Origin of the sequence: Streptomyces sp. NBC_01433 (assembly GCF_026340105.1) — a bacterium.
Lineage (GTDB): Bacteria > Actinomycetota > Actinomycetes > Streptomycetales > Streptomycetaceae > Streptomyces.
In genome coordinates, this window is sequence record NZ_JAPEPM010000004.1 from 220,177 (window position 1) to 236,608 (window position 16,432).

Here is a 16,432-nt window from a genome sequence, read left to right on the forward strand (position 1 = left end):
CGTTTCGATGTGAGGAGCCAAGCATGGGATACACCCGCGCCGAATGGAGCACGCATTACGAGAAAGGCCGGGGGTTTCGGCCTCTCGGTGACGAGGAAAGGAAACTCATCACCGAGCTCGCTCCGCCGCCCCCGAACGGCCGGGCCCTGGATGTGGCCTGTGGTGCCGGTGAGATGACGGCGTTCCTCTCCGGGCTGGGCTATGCCGTTGACGCGGCGGACTTCGCCGACGGCGCCCTGAAGCGGGCACGCACCGAGCACGCCGACGTGGAGGGGGCGCGCTGGCTGTGCCTGGACATCGAGCACGACGACCTGGCCGACCTCGCCGAAGACGGGTACGACCTGATCGTCACCCGGCTGTCCGTCGCCTTCTTCCTCGACCGCTCCTATGTCCTTCGGCGCCTTGCCGCGCGGCTGCGCGAGCACGGCAAACTCGTCGTCATCACTCCGGTCGCCGAGCACACCCCGGACGAGCGGCGCGACATCGCGCTCGATGAGGCGGAACTCGCCGCGCTCACCGACGGGTTCAAGGATCCCGAGCGATTCGACGCGGAGGGCCTGGCGGTCCTGGTTCTGCGCGGTGGGGACGGGTCGTTCAGCGCGGAAGAGAAGTTGCGGCCCGATCCGCAGGCCGTGTTCGGTGCCGCAGTGCTGGTCACCGACGCTTTCGGGCGGGTTCTGCTGGGCCGCTCGACCCGGGGCATGTGGGAGCTGCCAGGCGGCCGGATCGAGACAGGTGAGGCCGCACCGTCGGCGGCTGTAAGGGAGTTGGAGGAGGAGTGCGGGCTGACCGCGCGAGCGGAGGACGCCCACTTCATTACCGTGCTCCACGACGACCGGCTGGACGTACGCCGTATCACCGCCGTGCTCCGTGTCACCAGCTGGGGCGGCGAACTCGCTCTGCCCGAGCCGCACCGCTTCCTGAGGTGGGAGTGGCACGCGCTGTCCACGTTGGCCTCGCTCGGAAAAATCTTCGCGCCCAGCGCCCAGGCACTCAACGCTGTGTGGCCCGGGGTCCTTCCCGACCTGCCGCCCGTGACCTCCTACCCCCTGGCCGCCGACCAGCCGGCCGTAGCGGGTGAGCCGGCCGAAGCGACCCGGCTGCGCCAGCAGATGGCCGAGACGGTCATCGACGGGGGCTGGGCTCCCTCCGAGCGGGTCCAGGAGGCGCTGCGGACCGTGCCCCGCCACCGCTACGCGCCAGAGTTCCCCCTCACGGACGCCTACGACGGCGGTGACCGGGCCGTCATCACCCGGCGCGATGGGACGGGAACGGCGATCAGCTCGGTGTCCGCGGCCTGGCTGCAAGCCGACATGATCGAGAGCCTGCGCCTGACTCCGGGCGCGATCGTGTACGAGGCCGGCTCGGGCGGCTACAACGCCGAGCTGATCGCTCACGTCACCGGTCCTGCGGGGCGCGTGGTCACCGTGGACATCGACCCGTGGGTGGCACACCGCACCCGCCGCTTCACCACGGAGGCCGGCAGCGGACGCGTCAGCGTCGTCCAGGCCGACGCAGCCCTCGGTGCACCCGCAGCACTCGTGCCGCGCGGAGGCTTCGACGCCAGCATGATCACCTACAACTGCTGGGACATCGCCCCGGCCTGGCGGGAGCAGCTGGCCCAGGGCGCCCGCCTGGTCCTGCCGCTCGAGATCGGCGGCTACACCCGGGCCATCACCTTCGAGCGGCGCGATCAGGTGCTGCACGCGCGCGGCTTCACATACTGCGGCTTCGTCCGCGATCAGGGGCAGCAGGCCCGCGCCATTCCGGTCGTCGACCTCCTCGACGGTGAGCTGGCGCTCCGCTTCGAGCACGGCGAGGCTGCCCCCACGCAAGGGCTGGAGGAGGCCCTGCGCGGGCCGCGGCACGAGGTCGCCACCGGCCTGACCATGGGATCGGGCGTCTACTTCGGCTCACTGCAGCTGTACGCGGCCACCACCTTGCCCGGCTTCTGCCGGCTGGCCGCCTACCGCGACCCGGACGAGGGCGTCACCGAGATCGCGAAGGGCAGGGACGTGCCCGCGATCGTCGGCGACGCCTCCCTGGCCTACCTGACTGCTGTCCAGACGCGGCACGGCGAGCGCCCCGAGGACAAGGAATGGGAGTGGTTCGTCCACGGCTTCGGCGAGCAGGCCCCTTGGCTCGCCGAGCAGCTGGTAGCGACGGTGCGAGCGTGGGACCGCCACGTGCGCGCCGACGACAACAACGAGCACATCGACCCGGTCCTGACCGTCTACCCGGCCGGCACTCCCGATGATGCCCTGCCCGCAGGTGATGTGCTGGACAAGGAGCACTGCCGCCTGGTGTTCCAGTGGCCGGGCCGTACCGGGCACCTCCCGGCTCCCGCTGAGGGCGCCGATGCTGTCCTGGCGGTGGAGGTCGCGTGAGCGAGATGTGCAGCGTGCTGGGCGTTTTTGCTCACCCCGACGACGAGAGCCTCCTCGCCGGCGGCGTACTCGCCCAGCACGCCGCCGCGCGGGCGCGTACCGCTGTCGTCACCATGACCTGGGCATCCGACAGCGCGCGGGCCGCCGAACTCGCGGACGCGCTGGTCGCACTCGGCGCGGGCCCACCGCGCATGCTCGGATACGGCGACGCCCGCAACCCGCACGCCGCCCCCGGCCGTTCCCGGCTCGTCGATGCACCGCTGGACGAAGTGATCGGCGCTCTCGTCCACCAGATCCGCTCGTTCCGCCCCGACATCGTGGTGACGCATGACGCGCTGGGCCAGCTGACCGGCCACCCAGACCACCGCCGCACTCACCAGGCCACTCTGCACGCCGTCCAGGACGCGGGTCTCGCGCACCTTCACCCCGAAGCCGGGCAACCCTGGCAACCGCGCGCCGTGTACTGCGCTACACACCCGGAGTCCGGTGTCGGCGAGCTCGGTCCGCTTCTGGAGGCCGTCGGCAAGACCGTGCTCGCGGTCCCGGACGCGTACGCCACCACCACCGTCGACGTCACCCCCTGGCTGAAGCAGAAATGGACGGCCATCCTTGCGCACCGAGGGGAGGTCGCCGGCGAACGGCCGCTGCCCGGAATCCTCGCCCGCCTGCCCGAGGAGACCCGGCGAGACATCATCGCGACCGAGTACTTCACCCGGCTCGCGGCCGGGCCCGTCCGGGGTGGCCCCCACCGGCTCACCGCCTGACGGCGGCCAACTACCCCCTCTTCCGGGCCGGACCGGCCCGTTCCTGATCGGAGAGTCATGACGACCACATCCATTCCCAGCGAGTTGCCCGGCAGCGCCATGACCGACGAGGCGTACGGCGCTCTGCGGGCCTCGGCCGCCCTGTGGGTCGGGGCGTCCGTGCTGATCACCAACCAGTTGGGGCAGGTCCTGGTCCAGCACGTCGACTATCTCGACACCTGCCTCCTGCCCGGCGGTGCCGTCGACCAGGGCGAGTCCCCCGCTCACGCCGCCGCCCGTGAACTGGGCGAGGAACTCGGGATCACCGCTGCCGCCAACCAGGGCCTGGCCGTCGACTGGGTCGCCGCCGGCAGCACCAGCGCGCCAGTGGCCATGCGGTTTCCCGGCGAGCTCCTCCATGTCTTCGACGGCGGGGTCTGGGACGACGACCGGATCGGCGAAATCCGTCTACCGCCCAGCGAGATCACCGCGGTCGAGTTCGTCGAACCCGCACGGCTGCCCGAGCTGCTCTCCCCGGCCGACGCCCGGCGCGCCCTGTCCGCGCTGCGGGCCCGGATCAACTCCGCCGGCACGGCACTCCTGGAGAACGGCCAACCCATCGCCCCCGGGGTCCTGGACCGCCTCGGCGTTCTGCGGACCGCCCGCCCGGTCTACCGCTACCCCTGGCACCCCGGACCGGCCCCGCACGACCTCACCGTCACGCAGGTGTGGGGCTGGCTGTTCGCGCCGGACGGACGCGTCCTGGTCCTCCTTGAACCCGACACCGCAGTCGCCATCCTGCCCGGGGGCACACCCGAGGAGCAGGACCACGATGATCCTGTAGCCACTCTGCGCCGCGAGACCGAAGAAGAAGCAGCCGCCCGGATCATCAACCCGCTGCTCCTGGGACACGTCACCGACCCCTCCGCCCAGCGCGGATACCTGCGCTACGCCGCCGCAGTCACCGAAATCGGTCCCGCCCAGCCCGACCCGGCCACTGGCAACACCTACACCCGGATCCTGGCCACTCCCGAACAAGCCGCCGAACTCTTCGACTGGGGACCGGCGACCGCACACCAACTCGCCGCGGTCCACCAGGCCCGCCGACAACTCGGTCTCCCCCGGGCCACCCGCCAGCCCGTCACCGAACTCACCGACCCCATCACCTGGTAGCCCGTCCGCTTCCGCTCCCCCAACCTCCCGAGGAACCCATGAACCCCGCGCTCCGCACGACAACGCCCGCCTCTGATGACCCCGCTCTGCCGCCTGCGGCTGATCCGGTCCGGCCCGCGCCCGCTCCGGGTGCCGCGGCGGCAGGGCTGGAACCGGAGCGCCGCACGGGACACTGCCAGTGCGGTGACATCGCCTACGAGGTGCTCGGCACGCCGGACGACCCGCACCTGTGTTCCTGCGAGCATGAAACACGCATCTCCGGCGGCCCCGCCGTGCTCTGGGTCGGCTTCCACAAGGACGGACTGAAGTGGACCGGTCCGGGCAGTGAACCCACCTGGTTCGCGACCTACCCCACCCTGAAGCGGGGCTTCTGTCCGCGCTGCGGGACCCATCTCGTCTCCGTCGCGAACGGCTCGGACATGGTCATGGTGACCGGCTTCAGCCTCGACGACCGCAGCGGCACCGATCCCGTTGGGCACTCCTTCCGCGAGGAAGCCGTGCCGTGGATGAACATCACCCTCGCCCCTGCTCCGCTCAACCGCCCGACCACCGAAATCTGTTGACCGTCACCTGGCTGCCCTGCGTCGCGCACCCGGCACGAGGGCGTCGCCGACTGCAGCGGTGCCCCGGCCCGGCCGACACTCCCGAACCCCCAGGCCCGCGCGCGGACTAAGGAGTCCTTGATGAATACAGAGCACGAGACCGCCCCCGCCCTCCCTGAGCAACCGCAGATGTCGGCGGCCGAGTACGCCCGCTCCCGGCATACGGTCTGGATGAGCGCCGCGGCCCTGTTCACCGACCCGCTCGGCCGCGTTCTGCTGGTCAAGCCCACCTACCGTGAGCAGTGGCTTCTGCCCGGCGGTGGCGCCGAGCCCGGGGAGAGCCCCGCGAAGGCGTGGGTGAGGGAGGTCCGCGAGGAACTCGGTATGGAGCGGGCGCCGGGCCGGCTGCTGGCCGTGCACTGGCTGCCCCCGGATCATCCGGACATCGATGCTGGCATGACCGTGCCCGGTGAGGTCCGGTACATCCTGGACGGCGGCACCCTCACCGAAGAGGAGATGGCGGCGCTGCGCGTGCCCGCCGACGAGTTGCTGGGATTCGAGTTCGTCGACTCCACGCAGGCCCGCGAACGGATGATCCCGGTCGACGGGCAGATCATGCTCGCCGCGCTGCGTGCCCGACTGTCCGGCACGACCGCGCACTTGGAGAGCGGCCGGCACGTCGGTGAGGTCCCCCCGCTGGACCGCCACGACGTGTATGTCCGGCCCCGGGCCGGTCGCACGTGGCCCTGGCGCCCGGAACCGGTGCCGGCGGGGTTACCGGTGATGCAGTCGTGGGGGTGGCTGTTCGTACCGGACGGCCGCGTGATCCTCGTCGTGGACCCCGGCAACCGGCTCCCCGCGCTGCCGGGAGGAACGGTCGAGACCACGGACGCCTCGCCCGAGGAGACGCTGCGGCGCGAGGCGGTCGAAGAGGCTCAGGTGACGATCGGCGACGACATCGTCCGGCTCGGCTGGGTCCATGACGCGACGGGGGAGGTCTACGGGGGCATCGGGCCGTGCGCACGCCTCCGCCTGGCGGCCCCCGTCACAGGTGTCGGGCCGGCCGGGGTGGATCCGGCCACCGGCCGCGTCTTCGCCCGGTTGCTCGCCACCCCTGACCAGGCGGCCGCGCTCCTGGGCTGGGGCGAGAGCGGCTATCAGCAGGCCGAACTCGCCGCCCGCTGGGCGCATGAACGGTGGGGTATCCCCCGCGCGGCAGCGGGCCCGGTTACCGAACTCCGCGCGACGCACGTATGAGCGCACCGTTCGCCCCGGCACGCGCCCCGCCCGTGCCGACGGCTCGTCCAGATCCAGCACACCAGTAGCAATCAACAGCCCATAGCAGGAGGGGACTTCGTGCGGACCATACGTCTTGCCAACCTCAACGCCTACAAGCTCGGCCGCGACACGATCGACACCTCGTCGTGGAAGGCGCGCGTGACCGCGATCGGCGAGATCGCCCCGGACATCCTGGCCCTCCAGGAGGTGATTGTCGACGAGACCCGGCCGTCCGAAGAGTGGGCGACCGAGGCATCGACGGTCATCCAGCAACTCGCCGCCGAGACCGGGCTGAGCGCGACCACCCTGCGCGCCGATGGCACGCCGGGCCCCACCGCGATGGCCAACAACCTGGCGCGCGGCTGGTACACGGCGCTCCTGTGGAACCCCAGCACCGTCAAGCCGGTCGCAGGAGGCTTCCGCCCGTACGGCGCCCCGGACTTCTGGCACGGCTTCACCACGGTGCGCTTCGACATCGGGTCCGCCGAGCCGGTCACGGTCGCCTCGTACCACGGCGATCCGTTCCGCGGGAACTGGCGCCGGGACGAGGCGTTCCGCATCAAGAGCGCCTTCCGCACCACCGGCGGCGCCAAGCCCGGCCTGGCGCTGGGGGACTTCAACGCCCTGTCGGCCGCGAACGTCGACGGGCCGCAGGGCGAGCAGTACTACGACCCCGAGCCCTACCTCGACCATGACCACGACGACCTCGAGTACCAGCTGTTGGAGGGGACGATCGGCAACACGCAGCTGGCCGACCGCCGCCAGAGTGAGGTCCTCTTGCGGCGCGGGTTCATGGTCGACGCCGCCGCCCATCTCGGGGTGCCGTGGCAGGCGACCGTCGGGCACTGGGAGGACGGGCAGGGTGATCCCGACCCGTGGGGTGCGCGCCGTATCGACCTGGTGTACGCCACCCGGCCCGTCGTACCAGCCCTGGTCAGCTACAGCACGCACACGAGCCCGGCCGCGAGGGAGGCCTCGGATCATCTGCCCGTGATCTGCGAGATCGACCCGTCCAAGATCAGCGAGGAGCGGTGATGCGGCGCTTCATGGGCCCGAATCGGCTGTGGGGCAGCGTGGAGGGGCCGGACGAGGACTGGATCAAGCCGCACGTGCTGTGGCTACCGCAGGACGACCCGCACGTCCTCGACTACTTCGGCCGGCTGCGCGAGATCGCCGCCCGGTTCCCGGACGTGATCACGCCGATCGCGGACGAGGACCTGCACATGACAATCCAGTCCGTCCGGCAGCTCAACACCTCCGGTGTCCGCGTGGACGACGAGCAGCTCGCAGCTGCCGCCGTCACGGTGCAGAGACAGCTCGATGACGTGGACCCCTTCCAGATCCAGATCGGCCCGGCCCGTGCATCCGGCTCCGCGGGCATCGTAGAGATCTGGCCCGAGGACGGGCTGGCGAACCTTAACCGGCGCGTCCGCGAAGGCCTGCTGTCGGCCGGAATGATCCTCCCGCCGGCCGAGGAGCATTTCTGGTGCCACATTTCGTGCGGGTACGGGGCCCAGGACAGTGATACGCCTGAACTGGCTGCACGGTCAGACCAGTTCGCCTCGGAGATCGGCAAGAGCATTCGCCCCGGCATCCGCACCTCAGCCACCGTCTCCACCCTGTGGCTGGTGTGGGAGCGGCAGGAACCCGACCGCAACGCGTACACGTTCACCCGTGTCCACGAGCTGCATCTGGGCAAGGCCGCGTGAGTTGACGCTGATCCGCCCTTGTGTCCGTCGGCGCGGGCCGGCGGACACAGGCGGCGTCGCCGACGACGCCGTGCCGCTTCGGCGGCATTCAGTTCTGGTCCCGGGACGCGAACGGTGTCCGGCCAGACGGTCACTCACAGCAGGTCAGGTGCCCGGAATTTCGATCACACGACGGACGGCGTCGGCAAGGCGCCGCCACCCCTACGACCTCGAAAGCAGAGAGAGCGAACGTGGCGTTGACAGCATTACCCCTGTGGGAACACCAGCGCGAGGCATTGCGCGACCTCAAAGCCGAACTCTCCTCGGCGGGGCGCGCCACCAATGTCATGGCGTGCGGCACAGGGAAGACTCGGGTCGGAGCCGAAGTAGCGGGTCTGGTGTCGCCGTCCGGGCCCGTGCTGATCGTGGTGCCCACGCTCGACCTGGTTGCCCAGACGCTCACCGGCTGGCTGGAGGCCCTGGGTCGTGAAGCGCTGGGCCACATCATCGCTGTGTGTGGCGACAGAGAGGTCATGGATCGCGACGCAGCCGAAGACCTGACCGCCCTTCATATCGAGGTCACTTCCGACTCCGACCGGCTGGCGGAGTTGCTGCGCACGCGGCGGGGGCGCAGTACCGTGGCCATCACGTACCAGAGCCTGCCGAAGCTCGTCGCAGCCCACCGGATCAGGGGTGTGCAGCCGTGGAAGCTGGTCATTGTCGACGAAGCTCACCGATCGGCCGGGCTCAAGGACCGGCAGTGGTCAGTGATCCACGACGATGTGCTGGTGCCCGCCTCCAAGCGCCTCTATATGACGGCGACGCCACGCCTGGTGAGCGTGCGTGAAGGCGATCTGTCCGAGGTTGTCAGCATGGATGACGAAAAGGTGTTCGGCCGCGTCGCCCACCGGCTGAGTTTCGCGAAGGCCCGGGAGCGTAAGCTCCTGGCCGACTACCGCGTCATCGTCTCGGTGGTCACGGACGAGGAGATGCACCGGCTGGCCACCGAGCGTGACAGCAGCACTTTCCTTCAGCTCGGGCCGTCCGCGGTGTCCGCACCCATGCTGGCCCGTCAGGTCGCGGTCCTGCGGGCGGCCCGCGAGTTCAAGGTTCAGCGCATGCTCACCTATCACCGTCGGGTGACAGACGCACGCTGGTTCTCCCAGACGCTGCCCGGGGCGGACGCGTTGCTCGGGCTGGCGGACACGTTGACGACCGGCTTCGTCCACGGTTCTCAACGGCGAGTGCAGCGGCGCAAGGAACTCGCGAAGCTGTCGGACGACCGCCTGGGCCGGGTGGTCATCTCCAACGCGCGGGTCCTCTCGGAAGGCTACGACGCGCCGGCTGTCGACGGTGTCGCCTTCATCGACGCCCGGAAGTCCACGATCGACACCGTTCAGGCGGTCGGCCGGGCCCTGCGCCTGGGCGGCCAGAAGGACAAGACTGCCTACATCCTCGTCCCGGTCTTGATGGAGCCCGGCCAGGATCCCGTCAGTGCCCTCCAGGGCTCCGCGTACGCCCCGGTCTGGCAGGTGGTGAGCGCCTTGGCCGCTCATGACGAAGCCCTCGGAGCGGATCTGGAGGCCCGGCGCCGCGCGTTGGGCAGAAGCTATTTACCCTCCGGGGAGACCCTCACGGAACTGCCGGAGTGGCTCCAGATCAACGGCGTGCCGGTACCCCACCGGTTCGCTGAGGCGATCACAGTACAGGCGGTCCGTTCCACCACCGCTTCATGGGAAGAGCACCTCGGGGCTGCCGCCTCCTACGCTGACGAACACGGCGACCTGCTGGTCCGGACCGACTTCGTCACCGACTCCGGGCTCGCCCTGGGCCAGTGGATCCGCTGGGCCCGCCAACTCCACAACGACGGCAACCTGTCGCCTGCCCGGCATGCCCAGCTCGAAGAGATCGGCATGGTCTGGGATGTCCTCGACGAGAACTTCGCGCGGCGCCTCGAAATCGCGGCCAAATACCGTGCCGAGCAAGGCAACTTGCGCGTCCCACGCAGCTACGTCACCGCTGGGCCCGACCCATTTCGCCTCGGCGCGTGGATCAACGGCCTCCGGTCCCGGCGAGAGCAGCTGTCCTCCCGGCAGCGGGAGGCGTTGGACGAGCTGGGCATGGTCTGGGCCGTCTTCGCGGAGGACTGGAAGCAGGGCATCGACGCGGCCCGCGCATACCGGCAACAGCACGGTCATCTCCGGGTACCTCGCGATCACGTCGAAGAATCCACAGACGGTTCAGAGGGCTTCACCCTGGGCCTGTGGCTGGCAGGAAAGCGCGAACAGCGCAAGAAGATGACTCCGGAGAGGATCGCCGAACTCGACGCGTTGGGAATTGCCTGGAGGCCGTACGAGGACACCTGGCGCCGTAATTTCGAAGCAGCTCAGGCGTACCACGCCCGCCACGGCAATCTCGATATGCCGGCGCGCTACATCGAGCAGCTTCCCGAGGGCGAGGTTGACCTTGGAGCGTGGCTGTATCGGCAACACGCTGAAATAGAAGCAGGCACACTCAGCGCCGAACGCAGTGCGGCACTGGAAAGCCTGGGCGTGAAGCTGATCCGAGCACACGAACGGGCCTGGCAGCATGCCCTCACCTTTGCACGCCTCTATCACAAGAAATTCGGCAACCTCAACGTTCAAGCACGGCAGACGATCACCGACGCCGACGGCGAGGAATTCAAACTCGGGGCCTGGATATCAAAGACACGGGACCGTCGCATTCGCGGAACATTGGCAGCCGATCGAATAACAGAGCTGGACAAGCTCGGAATGATCTGGGATGTAAACGAAGCCGCATGGCTTGATCATTTCGCTGCGGCCAAAGCGTACTACCGCACCCACCGCCATCTGATGATCCCGTTCAAATACGTCACCAAGCCGCCAGAAGAATTGCGCCTCGGCGCCTGGATCAGCCGACAGCGAGCTGACTTCAAAAAGGGCAAGCTCTCCATGGGGCGCATCAAGGACCTCACAAAGATCGGCATGCGATGGCCTACCTGATGAATCCCCGGTGGGCGGCAGAATCGTCCGACCAGGCATCCCTGAGCCAGCCGCCGTCTTGACCGTACGGATGCGGAGACGTCGGCGTGAAGCACGGCAACTCCACCTTCACCCGCGTCTCCGGGCTGCGTCTGTGAACCGCTGACGTCCGGGGGTGGGTGCCGCCGTCGAGACGGCGGCACCCACCCCCGGACGAGCTCGGACATAAGCGCGCCGACAGGCACGCCGGGTACGGGCACACGTTCACCGCCGGCTCCGCCTCGAGCCCGGACGCCAACTACCCTGTCGGCGGGCACCCAGTAGCACGTCTGTCGCTCGATCGGGCCTGTTCCTTCACGATCCGGCCGAAGGCAGACCGGCATGTGTCCGCTGGCTTGGTGCCGACGGGTTGCGTAGGTGAGAGGAGCTCCTCGACCGCGGGCCGATGCCGCCTGGTCGACTACGTGCCCGCGCTCGATCCGCTTGATCCTCTGCTGTTCGCTCCGGCAGGACCTGCTCCCTGCTGGGCCGCCCGCCTTCGCACGGGAGACACGGGGCGTGATTCGGGAACCCAGTCCGTGCTCCGCAGGCCTGAGGGCCGACCCCGCTCAGCGGCAATCAGCAATGGTTGCGGCATGCTGTCCCACATGCGGAACCTGATGCGGCAACTCGGCGATGTGGCTCGGCTCTTGGACGACGTCGGGCCGCTGCCGCCGCTTGAGATCACTTTTACCCACGACCCGGACGACGGCCCGTATGTCATCGTCGCCACTCCGCATCAACTGGAACTGGCTGACCAACGCCTAGCGGTCGACCAGATCGCGACCCGGATCCAGTCCGTGCCCAAGGTCGGGGAGGTACTGACGGGTCGCTACGGAGCCTCGGTCCGTGGACGGTGGGCGGACACTCTCATCGTCGCCGTCACGAACGCCGCCCCGCACCTGCCCGGGATGCCCGAGCTACCGCGGCGCACGACGACCACCCTTGAGACGGCAGACCTGCTGCGGTCACTGACCGCATGGGCACCGCAGCTACAGCAGCACATGGACGAGCTGGTGGTCAGAGACCACAGTCGGGCGCACGCGGTGCACGCCACCGTCACCGACGATGACGCCGCCCAGAGCCTGATGGAAGGCCTGGTACCCGACACCGACTCGATCTGGCACCAGCCGGGCCGCCGCTACCGCGCCTTGCTGCCCACCGGTCACGCACTATCCGTCAGTGTCGATTCCCTCAGGTAACCACACGGACTATTCGGGACTCGGGTCACCGGTGTCGGTAGCCGCCGCGCCCCACTCGGCGTCCAACCGCTCGAGCAAGCCGAGATGGGTACGGTTGAGAATTCCGCGTTCGCGGTTGCGGTGTTGCCGCACCAGCCACTTGCCGAGCCTGGATCCAGGCGGAGGCCGGAGATGACCATTGCGCTCCTTGAAAGCGACCGCCTCGTCGTACCGGTCGTTCCAGCTCTCAGCGTAGGGGTCCCACGGGAATCCGATCTTATCGAGAAGCGTGACTTTCTCTTCAGACAGCTTCCCCTGGTTACGCGCGGTCCGTTGATTGCTTTTCCAGGTCGCCAGCAGCGTCCCGTCGATAGTGCGGTATTCCTCAGGTACCTGGAAGTTTCCCTCCTCTCGATGGAATGCGGCGATTTCGTCGTAGGCATTGCGCCACATCGTCCAGACCTGATCGGACGTGATTCCCAGGGCCTCGAGCAATTCTCTGCGCTCAGGGTCCAGTCGATTCTTTCGGTAGGCCACCGCTTGATTGTCGAGCCAGATCCGCTCGGGAGAGCCGACCGGAAGACTCCGGGGGCTCTTGGCCTCCCCCATCGCTGCGGACACTTCCTGGTAGCGGCGCATCCACCGGTCTCGTTCCAGATCCCACGGGAAGCCGATGCGGTCGAGAAGCCGCTGCCGTTCCTCGGAGAGCTTTCCGGTGGCCCGCACGCTCCGCTGGGTCCCCGCCCATGTGTAGAGGTTGATGGCCGAGGACGAGATGAAGTCCTGCGGCAGGTCCAGGTTTCCGTACTCCTCTCGATACACGCACAGTTCGCGGTAGGCGACCTTCCACGTGTCGTCCGGGACGGCCCAGGCCATTCCGAGCGCATCCAGCTTTTCGACGCGCCGCTCCGGCAGCCGGCTCCGAGCCCGGGCCTTGCGCTGGTCGGCGATCCAGCCGCCGAGCTTGTATCCAGACGGGGACACGTACTTGGCGTGGACGCGCAGGTCCATGTACCGGCCCTTGTACATGCGGGCCTCAGCCAGGCCGCGCTCCCACTTAGCCTCCAGCGGGTCCCAGACGATGCCCAGGTCCTCCAGGGCGCGGATCTTGTCCTGCGACAGTCGCTCTTCCCGCCAGGCCTTGCGCTGGTTGCCGATCCAGGTGCCCAGCCGGAACTCGTCGGAGGTGACGTACACGGTGGGCACGTCGAGGTGGCCGTTGCGTTCCCGGAACGCGCAGGCGTGCCGGTAGGCCTGCTGCCAGGCCTCGTCCAGGGGCCGCCAGACCATGCCGATCTCGTCGAGCAGAACGATCTGCTCCGCAGACAGTTTGCCGGCCTCGTGCTCCTTGCGCTGCTTCCCGATCCAGGTCCCGAGGCTGCACCCGGACGACGTGGTGTGCGAGTGCGGAACGAGGAGGTCGCCGTGTTCCTCGGAGTACGCCTGGGCTTCGCTGAAGTTGCGCTGCCAGGCGGTCAGGGCCTTGTTCCAGATCATGCCCAACTGGTCGAGGGCGGCGATGCGGTCGGCGGTCAACTTGCCCTGGTGGTAGGCCACGCGCTGCCAGCCGATCCACTGACCGATCCGGTAGCCGTCCTCGGCGCGCGCATCCTGGTAGATGTCGAGGTGACCGTGCTTGGCGTGGAACTTCTTCGCGTGCTCCAGCGCGCTGGCCCAGCCGTCGTCCTTGGTGTTCCACACGATCTGGAAGGCCTCGAGCGCGGTCTCGCGCTCGACGCTCAGCCGGCCGTCCCGTCGCGCCTTGCGCTGGTCACCGATCCATTGTCCGACCTTCAAGCCGCCGGGGCTGACCCACTTGCTGGGAACGTTGACATGCCCGTGGAGATACGCGTATGCGCGAGCGGCCCCGTAGTACTCGTCCCAGCTCGGGGAACTGGCCCGCAGCGCGCGGATGGTGATGGCCTGGGCGAACTCCGGCGGCACGTCCACCCCGCGAACGTGCAGCCAGGGCGGCAGTTTCGCCTCGCGCGGTCCCCCCTCATCGAACAAGGTGCCTTCGCCGAGCTGGACGCGGTTGAGGCGAAGGAAGTCCTCCAGCCGGTCGTCGTGATCACGCAGCGCCCGGATCACCTGCCACACCGGCTCCCAGGCGCTGCCTTCCAGGGCTGCCTCGGGGGACTCCGCGGCGGCCAGCAACAGCGGAACGACGATGGTGGCGATCTTGTCGCTGCGTCCGCCGGTGCGCAGCGCCCGCCCGACGGCCTGGACCGTGTCCACGGCGGAGCCGCGGGGCCGGGTGAAGACCACGGCGTCGACGGCCGGGACGTCGACGCCCTCGCCGAGAACCCTGGCGTTGGAGACCATCACAGTGTCCCCGCCCGGGTCGGCCAGCCGTTCGATGACGCGGCGCCTCAGGTGCGGCGCCTGCATCCCGGAGACGTGACCGGCCCACAGGTCGATCCCGCCCGGTAGCAGGGCTGCCGCAGCCGGCAGCGTCTGCGCCCACTTCTTCGCTTCGGCGACGCGATGGTGGTACGAGATGGCCCGCCGTACCCCGAATTCCTTCATGGTGCGCAGGACCGCGATCTGTCCGGCTAGCGTGCCCGGAGACAGTTTGGCGCCGCCCAGGGTCATCGCGAGCGTCTCGTCGGCGGCGAGCCGGTGCACTTCTTCGTCTGTCACGACCGGGACCACGACACGGTAGTCGGCGAGCAGCCCCATCTCGATCGCCTTGGAGAACGGCAGCCGGTAGGAGACCTCTCCGAAGATGGTGGTGTCGTGCATCGACACCACGGAGTCTCCCCCGTGTTCCGAGATCCGGGGGGTGGCCGTCATGTACAGACGGCGTCGCGCGGGCACCTGCTCGTCGCGGTGCACTGCTTTCCACGGGCCGTCCGCCCGGCCGGTGGTCCGGTGTGCCTCGTCGATGACGGCGAGGTCCCAGCCGGGGAGGTCGTGGCGGCTGTGCGCTTCCGTGATCACCGGCAACGAGGCGTAGGTCGACAGAGCGGTGACGCACTTCTCGTCGCGGAGGGAATCCGCCAGCACCGCCGGGGTTGTCGTGACGACGATGTCGGGTTCGCCGTGGAGGAGTTCCAGCTCCGCGACGCTGGGGTCCGAGCAGATGGCGGCCACCGTGCCGAGAGCACCGTCGCCGGCGTCACGGTATGCCCGCAGCGTCTGGACCAGTAGCTCGATCGTGGGCAGTACAACCAGCACCCGCCGAACGGCGCCGAGGCGGGCCGCGGCCGCCCGGCCGATCCGGGTTTTGCCCGTGCCGCACGCGGCGATCAGACTCGTGCGTCCCCCGCGGCCGATGGCCTGGGTCACCGATTCGACCGCCTCGGCCTGATGTGGCCACAACTCGCCTGACGCCATCCCCACCCACAAGCCGAAGTATGAACACGAAATAGAACCTGTATCGGACCGTATTCTCTCTGGTTGAAGCACGCGCTCAACAGAGGGCCGCGGAGAGCCCACGGGTCCCGGCGGCCGCAAGTTGCCTGCTACATGTCCGGGTCGTCGGAGTAGCGGTCACGGTTCCTCCTGGGCGGCAGATCTGGCCAAGTGGTGAACTCGAAGTCGCTCAGCCGTACGGTGAAGCGACGTCCGTTCTCGATCAAGTCGAGGCGCTCTGGCGGTAGTGGGACATTTACCCGCTGGGGAGGACGCCGACGGTGCAACTCCGCGGCCCGGAGGATCCACGCGGCGAGTTGTCCGGCGTCGGCTTCCACGTTGCCGGTGGTCGGAGGCGGTGCTTCCGAGCCGCCGCGCAGCGCGAGGTCCTGCTGGCGCCACCATGAGAGCCAGCAGTACAGGAGCGCTGGAAACAGCTCCACCGGAGCGTCGGCCGTCTCACTCGTCATGGTCAGCAGCACGCCGTCCCTGTTGTCCACCTGCTCGAATGTCGATCGCAGCCCCACACGGCACGTCCGGTCGTCGATCAGGGCACCTGCGGTGTTCACCACGACCAGGTTCGACATGATCTTGTCCACGACGAGTTCCGGCGCCTCATCCTTTTGCACCCACGCTGCGACAGCCGGCGATGTCTGCGAACCGCGCAGATACGCGGCTTTCCCACCCGAATCCTCGAACGGGCTGGCGTCAACGGCGGTGAGGAACATCGTCAACAGCGTCTCGCTGGGTTCGGGCTCTGGCCCTGGATCGTGCCGACTCAGACAGACGACCAGCACCGATCCCGGTTCGGTGCCGACGGTGGCGCGGGCGTCAATACGAACGAAGCCACCCCACGGCCGATCACTTTGATGTGCCATCTGCACGCGACGCCTCCTGCCCCTCATCAACTCGCCGAGGCGCGGTATCCACCGAGTGCACGTCCTACCATCGCCGAGAACCGCCACCTGTCGCCGCCGCAGCAGTGCGACCCTCGTCGTGCGGGGACATCCCTTTCATGCAGCCTAGCCTGGTCAACCAGTCGTCCTGACAGAGCAGTTCG

11 protein-coding genes are annotated in these 16,432 nt (G+C 68.7%); 9 read left to right on the top strand and 2 right to left on the bottom strand.

Annotated elements, in window-relative coordinates:
* The first annotated feature begins 23 nt into the window (after positions 1 to 23).
* From fxlM to OG413_RS40735, 9 genes are all read left to right on the top strand, one after another.
* Positions 24 to 2,387, top strand: coding sequence for a methyltransferase, FxLD system (gene fxlM, locus OG413_RS40695; protein WP_266814703.1), 2,364 nt, complete (start codon positions 24 to 26; stop codon positions 2,385 to 2,387).
* Positions 2,388 to 2,392: 5 nt separating this feature from the next.
* Positions 2,393 to 3,151 carry a PIG-L deacetylase family protein gene (locus tag OG413_RS40700; RefSeq protein ID WP_266814990.1) on the top strand — a complete coding sequence of 253 codons (759 nt, stop codon included), beginning with the start codon at positions 2,393 to 2,395 and terminating at the stop codon, positions 3,149 to 3,151.
* A 57-nt stretch (positions 3,152 to 3,208) separates the two neighbouring features.
* Complete coding sequence (locus OG413_RS40705) at positions 3,209 to 4,303, top strand: NUDIX hydrolase (RefSeq protein ID WP_266814705.1); 1,095 nt, start codon at positions 3,209 to 3,211, stop codon at positions 4,301 to 4,303.
* Positions 4,304 to 4,341: 38 nt separating this feature from the next.
* Positions 4,342 to 4,866, top strand: a complete 525-nt coding sequence (locus OG413_RS40710) for a GFA family protein (protein WP_266814706.1) — start codon at positions 4,342 to 4,344, stop codon at positions 4,864 to 4,866.
* Positions 4,867 to 4,986: 120 nt separating this feature from the next.
* On the top strand, positions 4,987 to 6,102 hold the full coding sequence (locus OG413_RS40715; RefSeq protein WP_266814707.1) for an NUDIX hydrolase: 1,116 nt from the start codon (positions 4,987 to 4,989) through the stop codon (positions 6,100 to 6,102).
* 99 nt (positions 6,103 to 6,201) lie between these two features.
* A complete protein-coding gene (locus tag OG413_RS40720; RefSeq protein ID WP_266814708.1) occupies positions 6,202 to 7,158 on the top strand; it encodes an endonuclease/exonuclease/phosphatase family protein in 957 nt (318 codons plus the stop codon).
* Positions 7,158 to 7,832, top strand: coding sequence for a 2'-5' RNA ligase family protein (locus tag OG413_RS40725; protein ID WP_266814709.1), 675 nt, complete (start codon positions 7,158 to 7,160; stop codon positions 7,830 to 7,832). The genes OG413_RS40720 and OG413_RS40725 overlap by 1 nt, the downstream gene beginning before the upstream one ends.
* 230 nt (positions 7,833 to 8,062) lie before the next feature.
* The gene (locus OG413_RS40730; protein WP_266814710.1) at positions 8,063 to 10,816 is read left to right on the top strand and encodes a DEAD/DEAH box helicase; all 2,754 of its coding nucleotides are present in this window, start codon (positions 8,063 to 8,065) and stop codon (positions 10,814 to 10,816) included.
* 614 nt (positions 10,817 to 11,430) lie between these two features.
* Positions 11,431 to 12,036 carry a hypothetical protein gene (locus tag OG413_RS40735; protein ID WP_266814712.1) on the top strand — a complete coding sequence of 202 codons (606 nt, stop codon included), beginning with the start codon at positions 11,431 to 11,433 and terminating at the stop codon, positions 12,034 to 12,036.
* A 9-nt stretch (positions 12,037 to 12,045) separates the two neighbouring features.
* Here OG413_RS40735 and OG413_RS40740 read toward each other — a convergent pair whose 3' ends face one another.
* Positions 12,046 to 15,354: a DEAD/DEAH box helicase gene (locus tag OG413_RS40740; protein ID WP_266814714.1), complete on the bottom strand. Its 3,309-nt coding sequence runs from the start codon at positions 15,352 to 15,354 to the stop codon at positions 12,046 to 12,048.
* A gap of 128 nt (positions 15,355 to 15,482) precedes the next feature.
* Positions 15,483 to 16,256: a hypothetical protein gene (locus OG413_RS40745; RefSeq protein ID WP_266814716.1), complete on the bottom strand. Its 774-nt coding sequence runs from the start codon at positions 16,254 to 16,256 to the stop codon at positions 15,483 to 15,485.
* Positions 16,257 to 16,432: the final 176 nt, after the last annotated feature.

What these genes read in the sequence shown, in the direction of transcription:
- fxlM (WP_266814703.1), top strand. Translation starts at nt 24, where the DNA reads ATGGGATACACCCGCGCCGAATGGAGCACGCATTACGAGAAAGGCCGG.
- OG413_RS40725 (WP_266814709.1), top strand. Translation starts at nt 7,158, where the DNA reads ATGCGGCGCTTCATGGGCCCGAATCGGCTGTGGGGCAGCGTGGAGGGG.
- OG413_RS40735 (WP_266814712.1), top strand. Translation starts at nt 11,431, where the DNA reads ATGCTGTCCCACATGCGGAACCTGATGCGGCAACTCGGCGATGTGGCT.
- OG413_RS40715 (WP_266814707.1), top strand. Translation starts at nt 4,987, where the DNA reads ATGAATACAGAGCACGAGACCGCCCCCGCCCTCCCTGAGCAACCGCAG.
- OG413_RS40705 (WP_266814705.1), top strand. Translation starts at nt 3,209, where the DNA reads ATGACGACCACATCCATTCCCAGCGAGTTGCCCGGCAGCGCCATGACC.
- OG413_RS40710 (WP_266814706.1), top strand. Translation starts at nt 4,342, where the DNA reads ATGAACCCCGCGCTCCGCACGACAACGCCCGCCTCTGATGACCCCGCT.
- OG413_RS40740 (WP_266814714.1), bottom strand. Translation starts at nt 15,354, where the DNA reads ATGGCGTCAGGCGAGTTGTGGCCACATCAGGCCGAGGCGGTCGAATCG.
- OG413_RS40700 (WP_266814990.1), top strand. Translation starts at nt 2,393, where the DNA reads ATGTGCAGCGTGCTGGGCGTTTTTGCTCACCCCGACGACGAGAGCCTC.